Source organism: Pedobacter ginsengiterrae, assembly GCF_039537385.1.
Taxonomy (GTDB): Bacteria; Bacteroidota; Bacteroidia; order Sphingobacteriales; family Sphingobacteriaceae; genus Pedobacter; species Pedobacter ginsengiterrae.
This window is the reverse complement of the sequence record NZ_BAABAK010000004.1, coordinates 263,214-286,793: the sequence shown is the minus strand read 5'-3', so window position 1 is coordinate 286,793 and position 23,580 is coordinate 263,214. Positions and strand designations below refer to the sequence as shown.

General features: G+C 36.5%; 32 protein-coding genes. 3 read left to right on the top strand and 29 right to left on the bottom strand.

Annotation, left to right across the window (positions count from 1 at the left end; translation table 11 throughout):
- Positions 1 to 12: 12 nt before the first annotated feature.
- From rpsH to ABD692_RS05905, 19 genes are all read right to left on the bottom strand, one after another.
- Positions 13 to 411 carry a 30S ribosomal protein S8 gene (gene rpsH / locus ABD692_RS05995; protein WP_056869756.1) on the bottom strand — a complete coding sequence of 133 codons (399 nt, stop codon included), beginning with the start codon at positions 409 to 411 and terminating at the stop codon, positions 13 to 15.
- 153 nt (positions 412 to 564) lie between these two features.
- Complete coding sequence (rpsN, locus tag ABD692_RS05990) at positions 565 to 834, bottom strand: 30S ribosomal protein S14 (RefSeq protein ID WP_025145214.1); 270 nt, start codon at positions 832 to 834, stop codon at positions 565 to 567.
- Positions 834 to 1,400 (bottom strand): 50S ribosomal protein L5, encoded by a 567-nt coding sequence (gene rplE / locus ABD692_RS05985; RefSeq protein WP_316764562.1) that lies wholly within the window; start codon positions 1,398 to 1,400, stop codon positions 834 to 836. The genes rpsN and rplE overlap by 1 nt, the downstream gene beginning before the upstream one ends.
- Positions 1,400 to 1,744: a 50S ribosomal protein L24 gene (rplX, locus tag ABD692_RS05980; protein ID WP_316764566.1), complete on the bottom strand. Its 345-nt coding sequence runs from the start codon at positions 1,742 to 1,744 to the stop codon at positions 1,400 to 1,402. The genes rplE and rplX overlap by 1 nt, the downstream gene beginning before the upstream one ends.
- A 1-nt stretch (position 1,745) precedes the next feature.
- A complete protein-coding gene (rplN, locus tag ABD692_RS05975; protein WP_010599900.1) occupies positions 1,746 to 2,114 on the bottom strand; it encodes a 50S ribosomal protein L14 in 369 nt (122 codons plus the stop codon).
- Position 2,115: 1 nt separating this feature from the next.
- On the bottom strand, positions 2,116 to 2,370 hold the full coding sequence (rpsQ, locus tag ABD692_RS05970) for a 30S ribosomal protein S17 (protein ID WP_010599901.1): 255 nt from the start codon (positions 2,368 to 2,370) through the stop codon (positions 2,116 to 2,118).
- A 13-nt stretch (positions 2,371 to 2,383) separates the two neighbouring features.
- Positions 2,384 to 2,596 carry a 50S ribosomal protein L29 gene (gene rpmC / locus ABD692_RS05965; protein ID WP_056097521.1) on the bottom strand — a complete coding sequence of 71 codons (213 nt, stop codon included), beginning with the start codon at positions 2,594 to 2,596 and terminating at the stop codon, positions 2,384 to 2,386.
- A gap of 74 nt (positions 2,597 to 2,670) precedes the next feature.
- Complete coding sequence (rplP, locus tag ABD692_RS05960; RefSeq protein ID WP_010599903.1) at positions 2,671 to 3,093, bottom strand: 50S ribosomal protein L16; 423 nt, start codon at positions 3,091 to 3,093, stop codon at positions 2,671 to 2,673.
- Positions 3,094 to 3,133: 40 nt separating this feature from the next.
- The gene (gene rpsC / locus ABD692_RS05955) at positions 3,134 to 3,979 is read right to left on the bottom strand and encodes a 30S ribosomal protein S3 (protein ID WP_316764571.1); all 846 of its coding nucleotides are present in this window, start codon (positions 3,977 to 3,979) and stop codon (positions 3,134 to 3,136) included.
- Between the two features lie 7 nt (positions 3,980 to 3,986).
- Positions 3,987 to 4,349, bottom strand: coding sequence for a 50S ribosomal protein L22 (gene rplV, locus ABD692_RS05950; RefSeq protein ID WP_090501102.1), 363 nt, complete (start codon positions 4,347 to 4,349; stop codon positions 3,987 to 3,989).
- A 7-nt stretch (positions 4,350 to 4,356) separates the two neighbouring features.
- A complete protein-coding gene (gene rpsS / locus ABD692_RS05945) occupies positions 4,357 to 4,623 on the bottom strand; it encodes a 30S ribosomal protein S19 (RefSeq protein ID WP_010599906.1) in 267 nt (88 codons plus the stop codon).
- Positions 4,623 to 5,447, bottom strand: a complete 825-nt coding sequence (gene rplB, locus ABD692_RS05940; protein ID WP_316764578.1) for a 50S ribosomal protein L2 — start codon at positions 5,445 to 5,447, stop codon at positions 4,623 to 4,625. The genes rpsS and rplB overlap by 1 nt, the downstream gene beginning before the upstream one ends.
- A 20-nt stretch (positions 5,448 to 5,467) precedes the next feature.
- Complete coding sequence (rplW, locus tag ABD692_RS05935) at positions 5,468 to 5,758, bottom strand: 50S ribosomal protein L23 (RefSeq protein WP_056097517.1); 291 nt, start codon at positions 5,756 to 5,758, stop codon at positions 5,468 to 5,470.
- Position 5,759: 1 nt separating this feature from the next.
- Positions 5,760 to 6,389, bottom strand: coding sequence for a 50S ribosomal protein L4 (rplD, locus tag ABD692_RS05930; protein WP_231459157.1), 630 nt, complete (start codon positions 6,387 to 6,389; stop codon positions 5,760 to 5,762).
- 4 nt (positions 6,390 to 6,393) lie between these two features.
- A complete protein-coding gene (gene rplC / locus ABD692_RS05925; protein WP_344765812.1) occupies positions 6,394 to 7,011 on the bottom strand; it encodes a 50S ribosomal protein L3 in 618 nt (205 codons plus the stop codon).
- Between the two features lie 170 nt (positions 7,012 to 7,181).
- The gene (locus ABD692_RS05920; RefSeq protein ID WP_344765810.1) at positions 7,182 to 7,577 is read right to left on the bottom strand and encodes a DUF1634 domain-containing protein; all 396 of its coding nucleotides are present in this window, start codon (positions 7,575 to 7,577) and stop codon (positions 7,182 to 7,184) included.
- The gene (locus tag ABD692_RS05915) at positions 7,577 to 8,410 is read right to left on the bottom strand and encodes a sulfite exporter TauE/SafE family protein (protein WP_344765808.1); all 834 of its coding nucleotides are present in this window, start codon (positions 8,408 to 8,410) and stop codon (positions 7,577 to 7,579) included. Before ABD692_RS05915 ends, ABD692_RS05920 begins: the two co-directional genes overlap by 1 nt.
- 177 nt (positions 8,411 to 8,587) lie before the next feature.
- On the bottom strand, positions 8,588 to 9,181 hold the full coding sequence (locus ABD692_RS05910) for a hypothetical protein (protein ID WP_344765806.1): 594 nt from the start codon (positions 9,179 to 9,181) through the stop codon (positions 8,588 to 8,590).
- 7 nt (positions 9,182 to 9,188) lie between these two features.
- A complete protein-coding gene (locus ABD692_RS05905; protein ID WP_344765804.1) occupies positions 9,189 to 10,445 on the bottom strand; it encodes an NAD(P)-binding domain-containing protein in 1,257 nt (418 codons plus the stop codon).
- 84 nt (positions 10,446 to 10,529) lie between these two features.
- Here ABD692_RS05905 and ABD692_RS05900 point away from each other — a divergent pair, with 84 nt between their 5' ends.
- Positions 10,530 to 11,141: a hypothetical protein gene (locus ABD692_RS05900; RefSeq protein WP_344765802.1), complete on the top strand. Its 612-nt coding sequence runs from the start codon at positions 10,530 to 10,532 to the stop codon at positions 11,139 to 11,141.
- Between the two features lie 75 nt (positions 11,142 to 11,216).
- Here ABD692_RS05900 and ABD692_RS05895 read toward each other — a convergent pair whose 3' ends face one another.
- The 4 genes from ABD692_RS05895 to ABD692_RS05880 all read right to left on the bottom strand — a co-directional run bounded on the left by ABD692_RS05895 (position 11,217) and on the right by ABD692_RS05880 (position 16,545).
- Positions 11,217 to 12,113, bottom strand: a complete 897-nt coding sequence (locus tag ABD692_RS05895; RefSeq protein WP_344765800.1) for a PorP/SprF family type IX secretion system membrane protein — start codon at positions 12,111 to 12,113, stop codon at positions 11,217 to 11,219.
- 5 nt (positions 12,114 to 12,118) lie between these two features.
- Positions 12,119 to 12,625, bottom strand: a complete 507-nt coding sequence (locus ABD692_RS05890; RefSeq protein WP_344765798.1) for a T9SS type B sorting domain-containing protein — start codon at positions 12,623 to 12,625, stop codon at positions 12,119 to 12,121.
- Between the two features lie 8 nt (positions 12,626 to 12,633).
- Positions 12,634 to 14,949, bottom strand: a complete 2,316-nt coding sequence (locus ABD692_RS05885) for a hypothetical protein (protein ID WP_344765796.1) — start codon at positions 14,947 to 14,949, stop codon at positions 12,634 to 12,636.
- A gap of 252 nt (positions 14,950 to 15,201) precedes the next feature.
- Positions 15,202 to 16,545 (bottom strand): deoxyguanosinetriphosphate triphosphohydrolase, encoded by a 1,344-nt coding sequence (locus tag ABD692_RS05880; protein WP_316764612.1) that lies wholly within the window; start codon positions 16,543 to 16,545, stop codon positions 15,202 to 15,204.
- 158 nt (positions 16,546 to 16,703) lie between these two features.
- On the opposite strand from ABD692_RS05880, the gene ABD692_RS05875 reads away from it, so the two are divergent.
- Both ABD692_RS05875 and ABD692_RS05870 read left to right on the top strand, forming a co-directional pair.
- Positions 16,704 to 17,081: a hypothetical protein gene (locus ABD692_RS05875; protein ID WP_344765794.1), complete on the top strand. Its 378-nt coding sequence runs from the start codon at positions 16,704 to 16,706 to the stop codon at positions 17,079 to 17,081.
- An 11-nt stretch (positions 17,082 to 17,092) separates the two neighbouring features.
- On the top strand, positions 17,093 to 17,287 hold the full coding sequence (locus ABD692_RS05870) for a YtxH domain-containing protein (RefSeq protein WP_316764616.1): 195 nt from the start codon (positions 17,093 to 17,095) through the stop codon (positions 17,285 to 17,287).
- Between the two features lie 161 nt (positions 17,288 to 17,448).
- Here ABD692_RS05870 and ABD692_RS05865 read toward each other — a convergent pair whose 3' ends face one another.
- From ABD692_RS05865 to ABD692_RS05840, 6 genes are all read right to left on the bottom strand, one after another.
- Entirely contained in the window at positions 17,449 to 17,718 is a 270-nt protein-coding gene (locus ABD692_RS05865) for a hypothetical protein (protein ID WP_344765791.1), read from the bottom strand.
- 50 nt (positions 17,719 to 17,768) lie between these two features.
- Positions 17,769 to 18,074: a 30S ribosomal protein S10 gene (gene rpsJ, locus ABD692_RS05860; RefSeq protein ID WP_008244591.1), complete on the bottom strand. Its 306-nt coding sequence runs from the start codon at positions 18,072 to 18,074 to the stop codon at positions 17,769 to 17,771.
- 141 nt (positions 18,075 to 18,215) lie between these two features.
- Positions 18,216 to 20,330: an elongation factor G gene (fusA, locus tag ABD692_RS05855; protein WP_316764622.1), complete on the bottom strand. Its 2,115-nt coding sequence runs from the start codon at positions 20,328 to 20,330 to the stop codon at positions 18,216 to 18,218.
- Positions 20,331 to 20,464: 134 nt separating this feature from the next.
- Positions 20,465 to 20,932: a 30S ribosomal protein S7 gene (gene rpsG, locus ABD692_RS05850; RefSeq protein ID WP_056097505.1), complete on the bottom strand. Its 468-nt coding sequence runs from the start codon at positions 20,930 to 20,932 to the stop codon at positions 20,465 to 20,467.
- 17 nt (positions 20,933 to 20,949) lie between these two features.
- A complete protein-coding gene (gene rpsL / locus ABD692_RS05845; protein WP_010599925.1) occupies positions 20,950 to 21,363 on the bottom strand; it encodes a 30S ribosomal protein S12 in 414 nt (137 codons plus the stop codon).
- 501 nt (positions 21,364 to 21,864) lie between these two features.
- Positions 21,865 to 23,577 carry a RagB/SusD family nutrient uptake outer membrane protein gene (locus ABD692_RS05840; protein WP_344765786.1) on the bottom strand — a complete coding sequence of 571 codons (1,713 nt, stop codon included), beginning with the start codon at positions 23,575 to 23,577 and terminating at the stop codon, positions 21,865 to 21,867.
- Between the last annotated feature and the right edge of the window lie 3 nt (positions 23,578 to 23,580).

Genomic DNA, 23,580 nt, shown 5'->3' with positions numbered 1-23,580 from the left:
TTCTCCTAATAATTAATAAACGTGACACAATACCTCACCACCAATGTTTAATTTGGCTGCTTCTTTATCAGTCATTACACCTTTAGAAGTAGATAAGATTGCGATACCTAAACCGTTTAATACTCTTGGCATATTTTCAACACCAGCATAGTTTCTCAAACCTGGTTTACTAATTCGCATCAAAGTACGAATAGCAGGAACTTTAGTAATTGGATTGTATTTCAAAGCAATTTTGATTGTGCCTTGAACTGTAGTATCTTCAAACTTGTAGTTCGCGATGTAACCTTTGTCAAAAAGAACTTTAGTGATTTCTTTTTTAAGGTTTGATGCAGGAATTTCTACAACACGGTGGTTGGCCTTAATGGCATTCCTTACTCTTGTTAAATAATCTGCTATTGGATCTGTATTCATTTTTTATTGTTTTTGATAGTGGTTTCCTTCTGCTACCCAGCTGTGGGACCTGCTACCGGTTAAAATTCTTTATTTAAGCAAAAAGGCTAAAGCACAAAGACTAAAGCGATACTAATATCACTTTAGACTTTGAACTATCAGCTTTAAGCTATATTACCAAGATGCTTTTTTAACACCTGGTATTTTACCGTCTAGCGCCATTTGGCGGAACGTAACCCTTGAAATACCAAAGGTACGCATATAACCACGTGGACGACCAGTTAATTTACAACGGTTGTGTAAACGTACTGGAGATGAGTTTTTAGGTAATTTATCTAAACCCTCGAAATCTCCTGCAGCTTTTAAAACTGCACGTTTTTCAGCGTATCTAGCTACCAATTTTTGGCGCTTAACTTCGCGTGCTTTTACACCTTCTTTTGCCATTATTCTGCTGTTTTTTGATTTTTAAATGGTAATCCGAATTGTTTCAATAACTCAAGAGCCTCAACGTCAGATTTTGCCGAAGTTACGAAAGTTATATCCATCCCTAAAATTTTATTGATTTTATCGATATTAATCTCTGGGAAAATGATTTGCTCAGTAACACCTAACGTATAGTTACCTTTACCGTCAAACCCTTTATCGTTAATACCTTTAAAATCACGAATACGTGGTAAAGCTACAGAGATCAAACGATCTAAGAACTCATACATATTGTTATCACGTAAAGTAACGCGTACACCTACTGGCATACCTTTACGTAATTTAAAGTTAGAGATATCTTTCTTAGAGTTAGCCGGAACCGCTTGTTGACCAGTAATAGTAGTCAATTCAACGATTGTGGTATCCATAATCTTTTTATCTGTTACAGAAAAACGACCAACACCCTGATTGATACAGATTTTTTCCAATTTAGGAACCTGCATTACAGTTTTGTACTGAAATTTTTCTTTTAACGCACTTACAACTTCTTCTTTGTACTTGCTTTTTAATCTTGGTGTAGTAGCCATTATTTAATCTCCTCTCCTGATATTTTAGCAACTCTAACCAATTTACCATCTGCGTTAAGTTTACGACCTACGCGGGTAGCTTTACCAGATTTTGGATCAACCAACATCAAGTTAGAAATGTGAAGAGCAGCTTCTTTTTTAATAATACCACCGTTAGGGTTTGCAGCATTTGGTTTAGTATGTTTAGATACTAAGTTAACGCCTTCTACAATGGCTCTGTTTTTATCTGTAAGTACTGAAAGTACTTTTCCTTGTTGACCTTTTGAATCGCCAGCAATGATTTTAACTAAATCTCCAGTGCGGATTTTCAGTTTTGATGGTGCAATAATTAATTTCTTTCCCATTTTACAATACCTCCGGTGCTAATGATACAATTTTCATGAATTGTTTTTCACGTAGTTCTCTCGCAACCGGGCCAAAGATACGTGTACCTCTTGGCTCATCCTGTGCGTTCAATAATACAGCTGCATTATCGTCAAAACGGATATAAGAACCATCTTTACGACGGATTTCTTTTTTAGTTCTTACAACAACTGCTTTAGAAACTGTACCTTTTTTAATGTTACCTGACGGTAAAGCGCTTTTTACAGTAACAACCACTTTATCACCAATTGAAGCATAACGTTTGCCGGTTCCACCTAGCACGCGAATTACTAATACTTCTTTAGCGCCGCTGTTATCAGCAACGTTTAATCTCGATTCCTGTTGTACCATCTTATTTAGCTCTTTCTAAAATTTGTACCAATCTCCAGTTCTTGTTCTTACTCAAAGGACGAGTTTCCATAATTAATACAGTATCACCGATACCACATTCGTTTTTCTCGTCGTGAGCCATAAATTTGGTAGTTTTCTTTACGAACTTACCATAAATCGGGTGTTTTACTTTACGTTCCACGCTCACTACAACAGATTTATCCATCTTGTTGCTTACCACCAACCCGGTTCTTGTTTTTCTTAATTGTCTTTCCATTTCGACTCTCAAATTAATTAGTTTCAGTAGCTGACTCAGCGTTTTTCACTTTAGTCAGTTCAGTGTTTAAACGGGCTATGTCTTTCCTTACTTTTGCAATGCGTGAAGGATTTTCGATAGCTGAAATAGTGTGAGCGAACTTTAATTTTGATAAGTTCTCTTTTTCTTCCGCAATCTTAGCTACTAATTCTTCTTTTGAAAGCCCTGTGATTTCTGAATTTTTCATTTTTATTTTTCTTTACGGTTGAGTGTAGCGGTTATAATAAACAAGTATTTACAACATTCATCTCAACAACTTTACTATGCTTCTACGTAATCTCTACGTACTACAAATTTTGTTTGGATTGGTAATTTCTGAGCAGCTAAACGTAATGCTTCTTTAGCAACTTCTAAAGGCACACCTTCAGCTTCGAAAATTACACGTCCTGGTCTTACTACTGCAACCCAGTATTCAGGAGCACCCTTACCTTTACCCATACGTACTTCGGCAGGTTTTTTAGTTACCGGTTTATCCGGGAAAATCCTGATCCATACTTGGCCTTCACGTTTCATGAAACGAGTTACGGCAATACGGGCAGCCTCTATCTGGCGACTTGTAATCCAAGTTGCTTCTAAAGATTTGATACCGAAAGATCCGAATGCTAATTCAGCTCCACGAGAAGCTAAACCCTTCATTCTGCCTTTTTGCATCTTCCTGAACTTCGTTCTTTTTGGCTGTAACATTTTATTTTGTTCTAATCGTTAAACGATGTTAATAAATCAATTATTTACGAGGACCTCTGTTAGCGCCTGCGCCACCACCTCTGTTTGCACCACCTTGGCCTGGACCACGACCACCACCTTGGTTTCCACCACGTCTGTCGTTACCACCGCCACGGTTATCTCTTCCTCCACCTCTGTTATCTCTTCCACCGAAAGCTGGTTTCTCTGATTGGCCTTTAGGACCGTTATTTGCTGCACCAATGTTTGGAGACAAATCACGTTTTCCATAAACTTCACCTTTACAGATCCAAACTTTAACACCTATTTTACCGTAAGTAGTTAAAGCTTCAGCTAAAGCGTAATCGATATCAGCACGGAATGTATGCAAAGGCACTCTTCCTTCTTTGTATTGTTCAGTACGTGCCATTTCAGCACCACCTAAACGACCAGAAGTCATGATTTTAATACCTTCAGCACCCATACGCATTGTTGATGCGATAGAAGATTTCATTGCTCTACGGAATGAGATCCTTGCTTCTAATTGTTTTGCAACACCTTCTGCAACTAATTGTGCATCAAGCTCTGGGCGTTTAATCTCGAAAATGTTAATTTGAATTTCCTTTTTAGTCAATTTCTTTAACTCTTCTTTAATTTTATCAACCTCAGCACCTGCTTTACCGATTACAATACCTGGGCGAGCTGTGTGTATAGTTACAGTGATACGTTTTAACGTACGCTCGATAACTACTTTTGCAACACCACCTTTAGCAATACGAGCAGAAAGGTATTTTCTTATTTTCTCATCTTCAACTAATTTATCGGAGTAGTTGTTGCCACCGAACCAGTTAGAATCCCATCCTTTGATAATTCCTAACCTGGCACCTATTGGATTTGCTTTTTGTCCCATTTCCTAATTAGTTTTGAGTTGTTTCTGTGTTTTTACTATCTACAATCAGCGTTACGTGGTTAGAACGTTTACGAATTCTATATCCACGGCCTTGAGGAGCTGGACGTAAGCGTTTTAACTGACGACCACCATCAACCATAACTGTTTTTACAAAAAGTTGGTTTTCTTCAGGGCGAGCACCTTCATTTTTAGATTCCCAGTTTTTAATCGCAGATAATAATAATTTCTCAACTCTTATTGCTGCTTCTTTGTTGGTAAACTTTAAAATGCTTAATGCTTTCTCTACACGTTCACCTCTGATAAGATCTACAACCAAACGCATCTTACGCGGTGAGGTTGGACAATTGTTTAATTTTGCTATTGCTTCCATTGTCTAATTATTTTTTCTTTTCAGCGTGTCCTCTGAATGTTCTGGTTGGAGCAAATTCTCCCAACTTGTGACCAACCATGTTTTCTGTTACGTACACAGGGATAAACTTGTTACCATTGTGTACTGCAAATGTATGATTAACGAAATCTGGTGAAATCATTGATCTACGAGACCAAGTTTTGATTACAGACTTTTTGCCTGAATCATTCATAGAGTTTACTTTTTTCTCTACGTTATGGTCAATATAAGGTCCTTTTTTTATCGAACGAGCCATTATTTCTTCCTTCTCTCTATGATGTAACGATTAGAATATTTCTTAAGTTCTCTGGTTTTGTAGCCTTTAGCTAAAACGCCATTTCTTGAACGTGGGTGACCACCTGATGATCGACCTTCACCACCACCCATTGGGTGATCGACAGGGTTCATCGCTACCGGTCTAGTTCTCGGACGACGGCCCAACCAACGTTTACGACCTGCTTTACCTAATACTTCGTTTGCGTGATCTGAGTTAGATACAGCACCGATAGTAGCAAGACAAGTAGTCAAGATTAAACGGGTTTCGCCTGAAGGCATTTTTAAAGTAGCATATTTACCATCGCGGGCAGCTAATTGTGCGTAAGCACCTGCACTACGAGCTAACTGTGCTCCTTTTCCAGGATGGATTTCTACGTTGTGAACGATAGAACCTAATGGAATGTTCGATAATTTTAAAGTGTTACCTACTTCTGGTGCTGCAGTATCGCCCGATAATAATACCGAACCAACTTGCAATCCTTCAGGAGCAATAATGTAACGCTTCTCGCCATCTGCATAGTTTAATAATGCGATGCGGGCAGTACGGTTAGGATCGTATTCAACAGTAGCTACTGTTGCAGGAATATCAAATTTATCGCGTTTGAAGTCGATTAAACGATATGATTTTTTATGACCACCACCCATGTAGCGCATAGTCATTTTACCTGTGTTGTTACGTCCACCAGACTTTTTTGATGATACAACCAATGATTTTTCGGGCTTGGTTGCTGTAATCTCCGTAAAGCTGGCACCTACTCTAAAGCGGGTTCCCGGAGTAACTGGTTTAAATTTTCTTAAGCCCATAGTTATAATTAATAATTAAATTAAAGATTTGCGTAATAATCTATTGTCTCACCGTCTTTTAACGTTACAATTGCTTTTTTGTATTTCGGGCTACGGCCAGAAACAAAACCTGCTTTTGTGTAACGAGATTTAGCTTTACCATCTACAACCATAGTGTTGATTGAAGTGATTGTAACACCATAAAGTTTTTCAATTGCAGACTTAATCTGTAATTTATTTGCTTTGTGGTTAACACTAAATGTAAAAACGTTTAATTTTTCAGTTAAAGCTGAAGCTTTTTCGGTTAATATTGGTTTTTTTAAAATTTCCATATTATTTGGCAAATGCCTCCTCCAAAGTTTTAACAGAATCTGCAGTTAACACAAGTACACCAGCGTTTAATACATCATAAGTATTTAAATCTGCCGCAGTAATTACTTTAGTTTTCTCTACGTTTCTGCTTGATAAATAGATATTATTATTTTGTGAAGGTAAAACCAACAAAGTTTTTTGAGTACCTACATTTAATGCAGCTAATAAACTTGTATAGTTTTTAGTTTTAATTGTATCGAAGTTGAAATCTTCTAAAACTACCACGTTGTTATCTTTTGCTTTATAAGCTAAAGCAGATTTACGTGCTAATGATTTTAATTTCTTGTTCAATTTAAAACTGTAATCACGCGGTTGAGGACCGAAAACACGACCACCACCGTTAAATAACGGAGATTTAATGCTACCTGCTCTTGCACCACCTGTACCTTTTTGTTTGTATAGTTTGCGGGTTGAACCAGCAATCTCGTTACGTTGTTTAGATTTGTGAGTACCTTGACGTTGGTTAGCCAAATACTGTTTAACATCTAAATAAATCGCGTGGTCGTTAGGCTCGATACCGAATACCGATTCAGGAAGTTGCACCTTGGCACCTGTTTCTTTACCTGAAATGTTTAATACTTTAACTTCCATCTGATTACTTGTCTAAGATTACGTAAGAACCTTTAGCTCCTGGAATGGAACCACTAACTACTAATAGGTTTTGCTCAGCATAAACTTTCAAAACTTGCAAGTTTTGAACTTTTACTCTGTCTCCACCTGTTCTTCCAGCCATGCGCATTCCTTTGAATACACGTGAAGGGAATGACGATGCTCCCAATGAACCTGGGGCACGTAAACGGTTATGCTGACCGTGAGTCTGCATACCAACACCGGCAAATCCGTGGCGTTTTACAACACCTTGAAAACCTTTACCTTTTGAGGTACCTACAACATCAACAAAATCGCCTTCTGCGAATGCATCAACAGTTACTACATCACCTAAGTTAAGTGAAGTTGTAAACGAATCGAATTCAACAAGTTTGCGTTTCGGAGTTGTGTTTGCTTTCGCGAAATGGCCTTTTAACGGTTGAGTTGTGTTTTTCTCTTTTTTCTCATCATATCCTAACTGAATAGATGAATACCCGTCTTTTTCTTCGGTCTTCACTTGTGTAACTACACAAGGCCCAGCCTCGATTACAGTACATGGAATGTTTTTTCCATCTGCATCGAAGATACTGGTCATTCCTACTTTTTTTCCAATAATTCCTGACATTTTATCTTTTAATTTAACACCCATCGAAGCAGTAGGGCTTCGTTCAAGGTGGTTGTACATCCCCCGAAAGGGACGGCAAAGATAGACAAGAATTATTAATTTTCAAATAGTTAGCGAAATATTTTTTCAAATAAATTGCTGATATGATGGGATTTACCTAAAAAGATAGCTTAATGTGCTAAACCACCATTTAAACTGATGGTTATGATGGTTAATATGATTAAACCAATCAATACATAAAGGTAATCGCGTTCGATTAAAAAGCTAAAAATGGCAAAAACAATGCGGGCAATGGGTGTAAAGATGAGCATAAGAACTCCAAACTGTACAATTGCATCGCCTTGAAAAGTTAAAATACCTTTAAAAATAGAAGCTATAGAAGAGAATTTTGATAACTCTGGCTTAAAAACCTTATAATCTGTAATTACGCCTTTGTTATGAATAAGAAAAATAAAACCACCAACTAATACTATACTCATTGAAATGATAACGCCAGCTCGTAAAAGCGTACCCAAAATCACCTGAATATCTCTGTCGTTTAAATTTTCCTTTTTTGCTGTACTCATTATAATCCGCTTATTCCTTTATAAATCATCTGCAAGGCTAAAAATGTAACCACAACAGCGAATACAATTTTTAATTTACCTGTATTGGTTTTTAACAATACTTTCGAACCAATACTTGCACCAGTTAAAACTCCAATACAAACTGGCATTGCAATACCTGGGTCGATTTGGCCACGATGCAAATAAACTACCGCACTTGCAGCAGCAGTAACGCCCATCATAAAATTACTGGTTGTTGTAGAAACTTTGAATGGCAAACGCATGATGTTATCCATAGCGATTACTTTTAAAGCACCGCTTCCAATGCCCAGTAAACCTGATAAAGTTCCAGCAAAAAGCATCATTAAAAAACCACCTGGAACATGTTTAACTGCATACTTATGTTCCATTCCCTTATCAGGATAAGAACCATTAAGTTTAAAAAATTTAGCCCATCTGTCAGAATCGTCTAAAGTTGAATGATCAACCTTTTTCTTTAAAGTCATTATGGCCGAAAATATAAGAATACAACCAAATATGATCGCAATGTAATTTGCATTAAGATAAACGGCTATGATGGCTCCACAAATTGCACCTACGGTTGTTGCAATCTCTAAAAACATTCCGATTCGAATATTGGTAATCCCCTCTTTTACATAAGCCGCGGCCGAACCTGATGATGTAGCAATTACAGAGACAATAGACGCTCCAATTGCATAATGAATATCTACACCTAAAGCCAAAGTTAATAAAGGAATGATGATTACACCACCTCCCAAACCTGTTAAAGAGCCCAATAAACCCGCTAAAAAAGCGCCCACTAAGACAATTATGGTAAATAATAATACCGACATGCGGGCAAATATAAGTGAATGTTTTAGGCTAAAAGAAGGTTTTAAGTAATAAAATAAAGTCTATATGTTATATGGATGATGTAAGATGTGCGATGGAAAATTGGAATTTATTTTGATCAAATGGGTTTTTAATCAATGAATACCAAGTGCAAAGTACTTAATCAAAACTCACTCATTCTATAATTTATAATGTAGTTTACTTTCTTTTTCGAGATCAATTGTTTTAAACGATGTTAACAACTCAAAGGCGATTTGCCTAACTGTTGCAGCTATTGGATTTATTTTAATTCCCTTACCATCTTTTATGGTCCAACCAGAAGTATCTAACTGATCCAATTCACCATCATCTGCGGAAATTGATTTTATAATTTTAGCTCTAGAATACGAAACACCAAGCGAATCAATAATAACCTTTTTATTTTGCCACCAGTTTTCGGAAGAAACTAATTTCAAATCTTCCAGATTCAGTTTTGGGTAATAATTCCATCCAAATTCAGCTTTGCGTTTTAAATTTAAAAGGCCAAGGTAATTAATTAAACTTTTTGGATTGTAGAATTCAGCACCACAATAAATAGATACATGGCTAAGCTTAAGTTGATTTAATAAGGATTTAGATGTTTCTGTATTTTGGAATATACGACTAATAACTTCGGCCATATTGGTAATCACATCCGCATTACCAGAATCAAATACAGAACAAAGCTTCTCCAATTCTGATAATTTCTCTTTCAGTAAAATGATGAGTTCTGGTTTCTGTAATTTAACCTTCATACCAAAGTTATTTCCCTAACCTTTTAATCATCTCAGCACTTAAATCCCTTCCATCGTTTAATCGGTTAGCGAAGAAAGATTTTGCAGCTTCGAAATGTTCTTTATAACCTTTCAAATCTCCGTATCCAATTATCGATGCCCATTCGTGTACAGCTGTATGAAATTCCAAATCATCGCCGCGGATAGATTTATCGTACAAAGCCGTATAAATAGATTCTTCTAGCATCGCTTCATTTTTAAATAGATATTCGGCAATGCCCAAACGAAGTTTAAATGGTGGCGTTTGGCAAATTAGGTTATCGTAAGGATTTACACCCATTTTGTACCAGGCATAAACCATACTCAATAAGCTTAAGTGCGAGTTAGGTTTTTGTTTATGCTCGGCATCAGATAAGCTAAATTCCTTCATAATGTTATCATCCAATAGCAGTAGTTTACGACTTTCGTGAAATACAAAATCGCGGGCAGCGTAAATTTTTGCTCTAAATTCAGCTTCATTTTCACAAATCATTAACTTAAAAAGTTCAGATTCTGCTTGCGCATAATATTTAACCTGTTTTTGAGCATAAGGATTTAAAATTGCCAGGCCTGCATAAATGTGCGATTTGTAGCTAAAAATCCGGAGTGTAGTTAGGATTTTGACATTATCAATTCCACCTGCATAGGCAGGGTTATCCCAAGGAAAAAATCCAGCATTTTTCCAGGCCGACCCCATGCTCTCAAAACCCATGTGTGTAACCGCTTGTGTATCGGCTACAATTCGATCGTGTTCTTTGTAATCATCTAACTCAATAATATTCGATTTAAGTGATTTATATACCTCTAGCGCTTGCTGATAAACTTCATCACTTGCACGATGCCTAACCACAACCAAAGTTTGTCCTTCGGGATTAAATGCGGGGCCGTGTAAAGAATGACAGGTAACAATTTGAGTTTCTTTAGGAAGATGTTTCTCAAAAGCAGCAATTTCGGGGTGTTTTACAGAGGTTTGTCCAGCAACAATTGCACCGTACTTTGTTGAGAGCGCAAAAGCAGCAACTACCTCATCAATCTTTTCTGCCTCAACGCAATAGATTATAAAATCTGATTTTCTTGATACCTCATGCCCATCGTTAAGCACTTCTATTCCTGCTGGTTCAAGTTCTTTTTTTAAATCATTAAAACGCAAAGGCATATCCGATCCACAAACCCTATAACCTGCCTTTACAAATGAATGAGCGTACAATTTACCCATATCGCCCAAACCAATAATTCCTATTTGCATGAAACAAATGTAATCTATCCGAAATTAATTTATAATAAATTGTATAAAAATGTAGTTTTACATTTTAACATTTACATTTAAACTATGCAGAAATTTAAACACATCATCTATTGTTTAGGGGCGTTATTACTTTTAAACGTCGCATTTGCTCATGCACAGCAAGACACTTCAAAAAACACTGATCCATCATTGAATGGTCAGTACCAGTTCATGTTAAAAAAATCGAAAAGCTTGTATGGAGCTAGATTAATTAACCCATCAAGATTATCAGCCGTTTGGAAAAGTGTAAACGATACTTTGAGAAAAGAGCGTAAGGAATTGATAGTTGCCAAACAGCAAATTAAAACTCAAGCGGATAATATTGCTGGTTTGAAGGGCGAAGTAACTGGAAAAGAAAATTCATTAGCAAGTGCAACCGCATCGGTAAACGAGATTAGTTTTCTTGGAATATCTTTTAATAAAGGTACATACAACACGATTGTATGGGCAATTATTATTGTTTTGGCTGCAGGATTGGCAATTGTGATTTTACAAACAGGCAAATTTAGAAAAGAGGCTACTTATCGTACGCAGCTTTATCAGGAAGTAGCTGATGAGTTTCAGGCGCATAAAGTAAAAGCAAAAGATAAAGAAATGAAACTGGCGAGAGAATTACAAGACGAAAGAAATAAATGGGATGAAACTGGAAGACGTTAATCACTAAATAGAAAATAATAAACCCCATGGATAAAAAATATCCATGGGGTTTATTATTTTGAGACAGTTGTAATATTATAATTTTTTAAATCTGTATCGCAAGCCCAATTCGAACTCACCATTACTATAATTTTGCATTGCTGAAGTATTAGTGGTGTATTGCAATAAAATAGATAATTTATTTTTATAGTTTACACCAGCACCAAAAGTTACGTTATTCGTGCTGTGATAAATACCAGTTAAAGATAATTTATCTTGCAAAAATAAAAGATTTGCACCTGCATCTAAAATGCCTTTATAGTTTTCTACACCACGATAAACAACTTTTGGTTCAACCAAATTTAATGCACCGCCCTTAATTTTAATTTTATAACTCGCAGCAGCAAAATAAAGCGAGCGATCGACTACGTTTCTTACAACATCTCTTTTTAAAAAGCGTTTTAAATTTGGTAAAGATGCTTGTACAGTTATTTTTTTGCTTCTAAAAGCCACGCCAAAATCTCCATCTAAGTAAAGTCTTCTATCGTTAAAGCTACCAACAACCTCATCACCCAAATCACCTATTGCTTTACCCAAATCAATCCATTCGTTCATTAATCCTGCTGATAAGCCAAAATCGACAAAGCTCGAATCTTTATTTAATTTTAGGTGATAGGCATAACTTAATGTTGCACGCGTTCGATTTATTACCCCAGCACTTTCATTATAAAAAAGGAAGCCCAAACCCACTTTTCTGTTTTTAAGCGATAAATCGGCGGTTACATATTGAATTTTAGGTGCGCCGTTAATACTCATCCACTGCGTTTTAAATGCACCATTTAAATTAACCATTGTATCAATACCAGCTAATGCTGGGTTTGCCAGAAACTGATTTTGGTAGTAAATGCTACCCATTGGATTAAGCTGACTGTAAGCAGCGGGTGCTACAAACCACAACAACAGCCCGATTATGTATATTTTTATCTTTTTCAAAGCTGTTATTTTTTATATAATATAGAAATGAAACCCTTGGCTAAACCAGCATTACCTAAATCTATAATGTAATAGTAAGTGTCTTCTGCCAAAGGATTGCCATTATAATAACCATCCCAATTGTTTTGGTAGTTAAAAGCACTAAAAATTAAGCGACCTGCCCTATCGAAAATGCTTATTTTATTACTTTGGTACTTTTCCAATCCTTTAACTACAAAAAAATCATTCCTTCCATCGCCATTTGGTGTAATAATATTATTAGTAATAACCAAATCCACGGTATTTTGCGATAATAAAATTGGTTGCAGAAAACCTTGTGTTAAGCTAACAGTATTGGATTGAAAGGTTTGTACTAACACCATCTCGCCAAAGCTAAAATCGAAATACAGATTATTTATTTTACCATAACTACTTGCCGTGTTGATGGTACTCGGCAACGTAGTATTTTGAGCTTTGACTTGAAGACTCAAGCAAACCATTAGCATACAAAAAAGTGTATAAACTTTATTCATAGCTTTAACTATTGAGAGATTTTTACCCAATCCGTTCCATCACTCTGTATAGTAATTACCTGATTAAGTGTTGGAGCTGTAATTGTAGTTCCATCAGGATTTACCACTGTTGTTGCAAACGTTAACCCAGCTCCGTTAATTAAAACATAAACTCTGCCCTTAACGGTATTAGCAGCTGGTAAAGTAACAGATAAAGAAGCGGTGATAATTCTAATGGTATGATGACTTTCGTTTAGTGTTAAACCTCCGCCTGCTGCGTAACTTAAAATACCTGTTGCAAATGAGCCATTAATATTTAACGTACTTGTCGATGCTGGAGCCGAAGTTGCAACACCTAAACCATTATTTAACGTTAAGTAACCACCAGCTGTTGCAATTTGTCCTGAAACTAATGGTAATGTTGTATTCGTATTTGCAATAATTAATGTGTTAGCATTAGCAGCTAGGCTACTACCTGCGCTATTTCCTATAAAAATATTACCAGCACCTGATGTATTTGCCGCACCTGCATTACTACCTATAAAAGTATTTCCTGCACCTGATGTGTTTGCTGTACCTGCATTGTAACCTAAGGTTGTGTTATTATTGCCCGTATTTGAAGCTAGAGCATAACTTCCAACACCTGTATTTCCTGTTCCTGTAATATTTGCAGCCAAGGTATGCGCACCAAAAGCTGTATTATCATTACCTACAGTATTAGTGGCCATTGATAACGAGCCGAAAGCACTATTATTAAAGCCACTAAAATTTCGATTTAAAACCATATGTCCGAAGGCACTGTTCTCAAATCCAGAAATATTTAATGATAATGCTTCCTTACCGAAAACGCTGTTATTAAATCCAGATACATTCGAAATAAATGTTTTATAACCAAATGACAAGTTTAAATCATTAGAATTCCCTAAACGTCCTGACCTTTGTCCATTAATTAAGAAATTGATTGCAACATCATCAGTATTACCCAAAAAATTATTGGTATTATCTTGACTATTTGTATTACCTCTCAAAGCCCAACCTGTAGAGTTTGTAAATGCTGCTCTGCTAATCAATTCGGGCACACCCGTTGTGGTATTGGTAATGTAAACTTTATTAGCATCGGCTACACCTGTTGTGGTTAGTTTAGCTACAGAAACCGAAGCATCGGCAATTTGTAAGGTCTCAATCGCAGCATCTGCAACGTTTATAGTTTTAACTTCCTTATTACCAATTTTAGTTGAGGTAACAGCAGCATCGGCAATTTTTATTGTGGTTACAGCACCGTCAGCCAATTTAACTGTAGTAACAGCTCCAGTGTTAATATTTACCACAACATCTTTAAGCAAAGCTGATGCTCCATTTGCATCAATATTTAAATCTGTTGATGATAAGGCTTTTCCACCAGTAATATTAGATACATCTAACGTTACAGGCTTCCATGTTGTTCCATCAAACATTAAAACTTGATTATTTAAAGGCGCTGCTGCAGTTAAAGTTTTTCCTTGCAAATTAGCAATTGTTGGATTAGGGTAGTTACCAGTTAAATCGCCACCAGCAACACCTGTAGATGGCCCTACTGGCCCTTGAGTACCTGTATCTCCCTTATCGCCTTTATCTCCTTTTAAACCAACTGCTCCAGCAGGCCCAACAATTCCTTGTGGACCAATTATACCTGTTAAACCCGTTGGCCCGATCGGACCCTGTGGCCCTGTTGCTCCCACAACACCCTGGGAACCAGTTGCGCCTGTTGCACCTGTTAATCCCGTTGCACCGATTGGTCCAGCTGGTCCTGTAGCACCTTGCGGACCAGTTGCACCAGTCGTTCCGGTATCGCCCTTAGCGCCAGTTAATCCTGTTGCACCTGTCGGCCCTGCAGGCCCAGTAGCACCTTGAGGGCCGATTGCACCAGTTGCACCTGTATCGCCCTTGGCACCAGTTGGTCCGTTTGCAGAGTAAAGTGCATACGGAACACTAAGTAATTGAGCTGTTCCTGCTACAGTAAAGTTATTTCCATTATCAGGATCGATTTCAACTTTTATAAATTTTAAACCAACACCCCAGGTTACTGCGCCAATTGTACCAGTTGTTGAAGTTGCACCAGAACTGCCTATAACTACACTATATAAACCAAATGGGTTCGTAATTACATTTCTAACTTCGGTGTATTGTGAAGTTCCTGTTGCAGAAGCATCAAGAATACTAATTCTTAAAGCTATATTTTTATTGGCTAGCGGGGTTCCGTTTGTATTACGGGCTGCGCCTTGGTAATTAAACTGTTGTGGCGTTTGAGCTTGCACAGTAAGGGCCATACTAAACAATAGCATGGCAAATAGTAACATTCTTTTCATTTATTGGGATATGATCTTTAGCTTAAATCGTGTGGATGAATTCACAGCTTAACTCCCAAATCTAATAATTAGTATAAGCTACACTTAGCTGTTTACACGAAAATCCGTCTTTAAGGGGTAAATAAGCTCAAAACGAAATATTTGAAATAAGTTTTTTACACAAAACGGTGTTTTAATGGCGGAATTTTAATCTAAAATAAACGATATACACCTATTAATACAACTTACAGGTGTTTTTTTACTTAAAAAGAACTACGTTTCAGATGGAAAAGAAATTCCTTTAATATTCCTGTATAAATCTACCGCGTACAAATCTGTCATTCCTGAAACGAAGTCTAATACGCTTTGAGTTCGCGAATAAATATCCGTTTTATCAGTATGGTATTGTTTTGGAATTAATTTAACAAGCTTTTGATAGTAATGTGTATTATTATGTATTAAAGCAGGAACGAATTCTTCGAGCAAACCAGCCATAATTTTATAACCAGCAACCTCTTTTTGTATTACAGATGAGAAATTATAAATCCGTTCTACTGAAACTTTCTCTACCGCTTTCCAGGCAGTTATGTAGGGCTCTGGAATCAAATCTGTTAGACTCCTGTTTAATTCTCCCTTAAGTAAAGTGTCTTGTTCTCTATAAAAAATTTCGGCACAGATTTGAGTTAACGTATTAATAGCTTTTGCCCTTAGTAAGCCTATTTTAGCATCGTCATCTTCATAATCATTTAGCAATCTATCCTCTATTGTTTTTGAATTAGCAAATGGTAATAAATAACCTTTTACTTCTTCATAAGAAAGAATTTTTAAACGATGCGCATCCTCCAAATCGATTATACTATAACATATATCATCGGCAGCCTCTACTAAATAAACTAATGGATGACGTTTATAAATCAAATATTCGTTTTCTTCTTGTGCCAAGCCTAATTCTTCAGCTATGCGTTTAAAGCTATCCTCTTCTGATTGAAAAAAACCATATTTTTTACGATGTAATAACCCCTTTTGTTTCCCTGCGATAGATGCACATGGGTATTTGGCTATCGATGCCAAGGTGGAATACGTTAAGGCATAAGCATCGTTTCCTTTTCCTTTTAGTGGATGAGTTAAAATTCTAATTGCATTTGCATTTCCCTCAAAATTTATCAAATCGTGCCATTGGGCATCATTCATTTCCTTTTGATAAACTTTACCGTCACCATCAGTAAAATATCGAGATATTGCAGCTTCACCTGAATGACCAAAAGCTGGGTTACCTAAATCATGAGCTAATGCTGCCGCTGCAACAATGTTTCCAACCTCATTAATTAACGGCACATCTTTAATTAATTGCGGATTTTTATCTTCCAGTTTATTTAAAAAGATATTAGCCATAGAACGTGCAACACTGGCAACTTCTAAGCTATGGGTTAATCGGTTGTGAACAAAAACACTACCGGGCAAAGGGAAAACCTGTGTTTTATTTTGAAGTCTTCTAAAAGGTGACGAGAAAATTAACCTGTCGTAGTCGCGTTGAAAATCTGATCTTGCCCTATCCGAACTTGCACCATACTGCTCCTGACCAAAACGTTTATTTGAAAGTAATTTTTTCCACTCCATTAAATACAAACCTTTTAAATTGATGGCCAAGTTAAGCAAAAGCCAAAAATGCTAACGAAATTATTTACTAAAAAACGCCAACCCTTAATTATTAAAATTAGTTTTATTCAAACCATCTGGAACTTAATGTGTTTTATAATTACTTTATACAAATGCTAATGAAAACGAACATATATAATAAGGCAGAACATTTGGAAGGCTATGTTGGTTCTGACGAAAAGGCGAAGGAAAAATCAGATGTTCAAAAGCAATATGAAAAAGGGAACGATGATGGAGAAGTAACCAGTTTTGGAAAGGAAACTACTGCCAAAGCCAATAAAATAAAGAAAACGATTGGAAAAATTACTGTGAAAGATGGATTCGACAATACTGGTACGCAAGGCAAAGATTCTTTAAGCGACGATAGTTATCACAGTAAAGACAAAAATCCTACAGTTAAAAGCGCTGAAAGTGGTACTGGAAGTTCTTCTGAAGATTTTAAAGAAAATAAAATAGTCCGCAGAAGTGAGGACGATGTGTTAAATACAGGAATTTAAAAAAATACAATATGAGTTTATTAAAATATGTAATACTTGGCGCAGCCGCTGTGTACGGCTACAAGTACGCTACTAAAAAAAGAGATATTGACGGAAAATCATTAGTAGATGATTTAAAAGATCAAGCACCAGAATATATGGAAAAGGCTAAAAAATTTGGAGAACAAATAAAGCAAGATTTTAATCAAACTAGTGATTTGTATTAAGATAGGTTATTGAAAAATTAATTATTCGATTAACGCTACATTAATTTGAGGTAAAATACTAACTTTTACTTCAAATTAGTGTAGATATATAAAATTCACCCTGCTAATTCGCAGCCAGATATTTGAAGATAACTGCCGTACTATATAATTTAAAAGGAATTTTATCCTATTAATTTGTCCGCGTCATCTTTCTCCGAGCCATTTTCATCTCGTTGCTTAGGCGGATGTTCCATTCTACTTTTTTCTAACTCAGAAAAATCTCCACCTTTTTGATTACCCACTTCTCCATGAGATGAAGGTTTTTCATTTAATTCTTCTTTAGGATCAGCAAAATCCTGACCCTCGACTGGTAAATTTTCATCTTTCTCTTTCGGATCTGTCATATTAATAAAACCTAATAATCTGGCTTTTGTTTCAAAGTATTTAAACAAAAAAAGGCCTTGATTTGCATCAAGACCTTTTCAATTCGATTTAAAATCAATTAAACTTTGATTTCAACCTCAACACCGCTAGGTAATTCAAGTTTCATTAAAGCATCAACTGTTTTAGAGTTAGAGCTATAAATATCCAATAAACGTTTGTAAGCGCATAATTGGAATTGCTCTCTAGCTTTTTTGTTTACGTGTGGAGAACGTAATACAGTAAAGATTTTTTTCTCTGTAGGAAGTGGAATTGGTCCACTTACAACTGCACCCGTAGGTTTAACAGTTTTTACGATTTTCTCAGCAGATTTATCTACTAAGTTGTAATCGTAAGATTTTAATTTAATTCTGATTCTTTGGCTCATCTTATTTTTAATTATGATTCCCTGTTAGAGCTATTAACAACAGGAATCGGATTTATCTTTTTTAGTAGCAAGTATTTAGTATCGAGTATCAAGATCGATAATCCATCTTGATACTTGATACTTTTGTCTCAATACTAAGAATTAGTCTTCAGATTTTACTCTTCCTTTAGATTTAGCAATTACTTCATCCTGTACGTTTTTAGGCGCAGCTTCGTAGTGGTCAAATTCCATTGTAGAAGTTGCACGTCCTGAAGTGATTGTACGTAACTGAGTTACATAACCGAACATTTCAGAAAGAGGCACAGTTGCTTTAATTACTTGGGCACCGTTACGAGTATCCATACCTAATAATTGACCACGACGACGGTTCATATCACCGATTACATCACCCATGTTTTCTTCAGGGGTTAAGATTTCGATTTTCATGATTGGCTCCATCAAAGTTGGCTTACATTTAGGTAAAGCTTCACGATATGCCATACGAGCAGCAAGCTCGAATGATAAAGCATCTGAATCGACTGCGTGGAATGAACCATCAATCAAACGTACTTTCATATCTGGAAGTGGATAACCAGCTAATACACCATTCGCCATTGCCGCAGCAAATCCTTTTTCTACTGAAGGAATAAATTCACGTGGAATTGAACCACCTGTAATTTCGTTTACGAATTGTAAACCACCTTTTTCGAAATCAGCATCGATTGGAGAAATAACAACTTGGATATCCGCGAATTTACCACGACCACCTGATTGCTTTTTGTATGTTTCACGGTGTTGAGTTGTACCGAAAATAGCTTCTTTGTAAGCTACTTGTGGTGCACCTTGGTTAACCTCTACTTTAAATTCACGTTTTAAACGATCGATTAAGATATCTAAGTGAAGCTCACCCATACCAGAAATTACAGTTTGACCAGTTTCTTGATCAGTTTGTACTCTGAATGTTGGATCTTCCTCAGCTAATTTAGCTAAGCCCATACCTAATTTATCAACGTCAGCTTGAGTTTTAGGCTCAATAGCTAAACCGATAACTGGCTCAGGGAAATCCATAGATTCTAAAACGATTGGGTGTTTCTCATCACATAGTGTATCACCAGTTTTGATATCTTTAAATCCAACTACAGCAGCAATATCACCAGCAGCAACGTTAGGCACTGGGTTTTGCTTGTTAGCATGCATTTGGAAGATACGAGAAATACGCTCTTTGTTTTCAGAACGAGCATTATAAATATAAGAACCAGCTTCTAAGTTACCCGAGTAAACACGGATAAAACATAAACGGCCTACAAATGGGTCAGTTGCAATTTTAAATGCTAAAGCTGCAAATGGCTCATTAATGCTTGGTTTTAATAAAACTTCTTCGTTAGTATCTGGGTTAGTACCAATTACACCTTCGCTATCCATAGGTGAAGGCAATAATTCCATCACGTAATCAAGCATAGTTTGTACACCTTTGTTTTTGAAAGATGAACCACAAACCATAGGTACAATTTTAGCATCTAAAACAGCTGCACGTAAAGCATCTAAAATTTCACGCTCAGTAATTGAGTTAGGATCTTCGAAGAATTTCTCCATCAAAGTCTCATCATAATCAGCTACTGATTCTAGTAATTTTTCTCTCCACTCTGCAACCTCATCTAACATATCATCAGGAATTGGCACTTCAGTAAAGGTCATACCTTTATCATGCTCATTCCAAACAATACCACGGTTGTTAATTAAATCAACCACACCTTTAAATGCATCTTCAGAACCGATAGGTAATTGCAATGGAACTGCATTACTACCTAACATATCTTTAACCTGCTTAACAACTTTTAAGAAGTCAGCTCCAGAACGGTCCATTTTGTTAACGAAACCAATACGAGGAACTGCATAGTTATTAGCTAAACGCCAGTTAGTTTCTGATTGAGGCTCAACACCATCAACTGCAGAAAACAAGAATACTAAACCATCTAATACACGTAACGAACGGTTTACCTCTACGGTAAAATCCACGTGTCCTGGTGTATCGATAACGTTAACATGATATTTTTGACCTCTGTAATTCCAATCAACCGTAGTTGCAGCAGAAGTAATCGTGATACCACGCTCTTGCTCTTGTGCCATCCAATCCATTGTTGCAGCACCTTCGTGCACTTCACCAATTTTATGACTTACACCAGCATAATAAAGAATACGCTCAGTTGTTGTAGTTTTACCTGCATCAATGTGAGCCGCGATTCCAATATTTCTTGTAAATTTTAAATCTCTTGCCATTATATTTTTTTGTTGATTTATCTGATTTTAAATGATTACACCGATTATGTTAAACAACAAATCGGTGTAATTTATCTAATCAGTATAATCTTCTAATTAAATCTGTGTAATCTTACTAATTTGTAAATAAACTACTAGAAACGGAAGTGAGAGAACGCTTTGTTAGCCTCAGCCATTTTATGCGTATCTTCTTTCTTCTTAACAGCAGCACCTTCACCTTTAGCAGCAGCAACGATTTCGCCAGCTAATTTCTCTTTCATCGTTTTTTCACCACGACGACGAGCGTATAAAATTAACCATTTCATACCTAGAGCTGTTTTACGCTCTGGTCTAACCTCAGTTGGAACCTGAAAGTTAGCACCACCAACACGGCGAGATTTAACCTCTACAGCTGGCATAATGTTAGTTAAAGCACGTTTGAATATCTCTAAACCGTTCTCACCTGCTTTTTTCTCAGCAATTTCAACAGCATCGTAAAAAATAGAATAAGCGATAGATTTTTTTCCATCGTACATCATATTGTTTACAAAACGAGTTACTTGAACATCGTTAAATTTTGGATCAGGAAGAATAATTCTCTTCTTTGGTTTTGACTTTCTCATTTCTTATTTCCTCCCGATTATTTTTTCTTTCCTTTTGCAGGTGCAGCAGCTGCTTGACCTGGTTTAGGACGTTTAGTACCATATTTCGAACGACGTTGGTTACGACCAGCAACGCCTGATGTATCTAATGCACCACGAATAATGTGGTAACGTACACCTGGTAAATCTTTAACACGACCACCACGAATCAAAACGATTGAGTGTTCTTGTAAGTTGTGACCTTCTCCAGGAATGTATGCATTAACCTCTTTACCGTTCGTTAAACGAACACGGGCTACTTTACGCATTGCTGAGTTTGGTTTTTTAGGGGTAGTGGTGTACACACGTGTACATACACCTCTTCGCTGTGGACAGCTGTCCAACGCTGGAGACTTACTCTTGAACTCCAGTGCTACTCTACCTTTTCTAACTAATTGTTGAATGGTTGGCATTGTGCTTTTTTAATTTTTTATTTAATTATTTACCGCTCCCCCGGCATCCTTACAGATAGCCCATAAAACGGACTGCAAAAGTAGAACAATTCTTTTTAAGAATCAAGGGGTTATCATAAAAAATTTTACGCAGTAAGTAATAAGTTTTAAGTTGAGCATGAAGCAGTTGTAAATCCAGACATTCAAGATTGCGCATTCGTCCTATCAAATCTGCTTCAGCATTTTATATACCTGTGCGAAGATTTTTTTTTGAAAAACAATTGCTGCAATCCTTTTGTTGGGTTCGGCCCCGCTAATGCTTCAAGCGCCGAAGAAAAATCGGCGGCTTTACGCGTATATCGGGTTTAGATCACAACCAACTCTGCAACAAACATTAACTGCAGGGCTAAAATTTAGCAAAAGTTTAAGTAATTAGTATGCATAATACAAATGCAAAGAGGCTGAATCATAAATAATGATCAGCCTCTTCGAAATATTATCAGTAATTATATTTTTCAGTTATTACTGAGTTGGGTTTTGAGTTAATTTTCCTGGGTATGAATTAATCGCACTCTGAGGAATATAATATATAACTCTAAAATCAGTAGCTACAATACTTACATTCTGATTTTGAGGCCCTGGATACTGACGGCTAAGTTCTTTTCCATTGCGGAATACATCAAAGCTACGCTCAGCCTGATAAGCTAGTTCCAATTGTCTTTCTTTATCAATTAAATCTCCTGCGTTTGCAGCATTTAAAGAAGCATATCCACCATTAACAATAGAACGTGTTCTTATCGTATTTAAATCGCCAAGTGCTTCGGTAAATCTCTGTAATTTAGCGTACGCCTCGGCTCTGTTCAAATAAACCTCGCCTAACCTGCTAATTACAGGAGAATGTAATTGCGAATCTTCACCTTCACGCGAATCTTTAACAATGTAGAATTGTGGATAAACACGATTCAGTGTTATAAAATAATCAATAAAACCAGTGTAAGTTTTTCCGTTTTTATAATTTATGGTATAACTTTCTTGCGCCGCATTTAATGGCGTTAGTGTATATACATCGGTACCTTCAGTACAAGTAATTGTATTTCCATTTCTAGTTACAGTTGCCTGCACATAGTTTACTACATTACCTGCATCATCTTTAATAAATCTAAACACCTCAGTATATGCACCTGCAGCATTTTTCGAATAAGTTGGCTCTATAAATGCAGCTCTGGCATCAACAATTTTATATTTATCTGGTCGCCAATCATTTCTACCTGTTTCATTTAACAAACCAATATATTTTGCGCTTGCATACATTTCTCCCCAACCCTGGCCACCAATGTTAGAGTACATACCACCAATACCATAATAATGATCGGAACCAGAGAACTCTGATGCGACACGCTTAATTGCAAAGATAGTTTCTCTGTTGTTTTCAGGTGTTAAAGTATTGTATTTCATAAACTGATCCCTTGGTAACAGGCTATAAGTAGTTGAACTAGCGATTACCTTGTTCGCATAATCTACAGCCAGCTGAGCATTAGCTTGATTGGGATTTTCATATGTTCCGCTCATGTAAAGATAAATCCTCGAAAGCATAGCCTGTGCAGCACCTTTAGAAGCAAAAACAGGTCCTTTATTAACAGTAATTAACTCTTCTGCTTTTTTTAAGTCAGAAATTGCTTGTTCGTAAGTTGCCTTAACTGTAGATCTATCTGGTAAATTTAAATTAATAACATCTTTAGGTGTACCGTTCACAATAGGCACGCCTAAATTGGTTTCTGGGCTTTGGTAGTATGGGCGGCCAAAAGCACGAACCAAATAAAAATACATCATTCCTCTAACATAATAGCACTCTCCTAACTTACTGTCAAGTGTGGCATTTTTACCTTGTGGAATTAAGTTAATGACATTTGATGCTTGAGCAACGGCCTTGTAACCACTATCCCAAAAAGTTGTTAGTCTTGAATTATTTGGGGTCCTTGCAAAGGAGATAAATTCATAAAATGGATCTGTAGAGGATCCTCTGATCATCATATTATCGCCCGCATATTCGCCTAAACGATGCATTGGATCTGACCAGGCTTTAAGCTGTGCATATACACCATTAAGTAACCCATCTATGGATTCTTCTGGATTTTGATTTATCTTTTCAGATTGCAGTGATCCATATGGCCCTCTGTCAACCTTACAAGATGATATAGCAATTGTTGCAAAGATGATAACTAATATCTTTTTCATTTT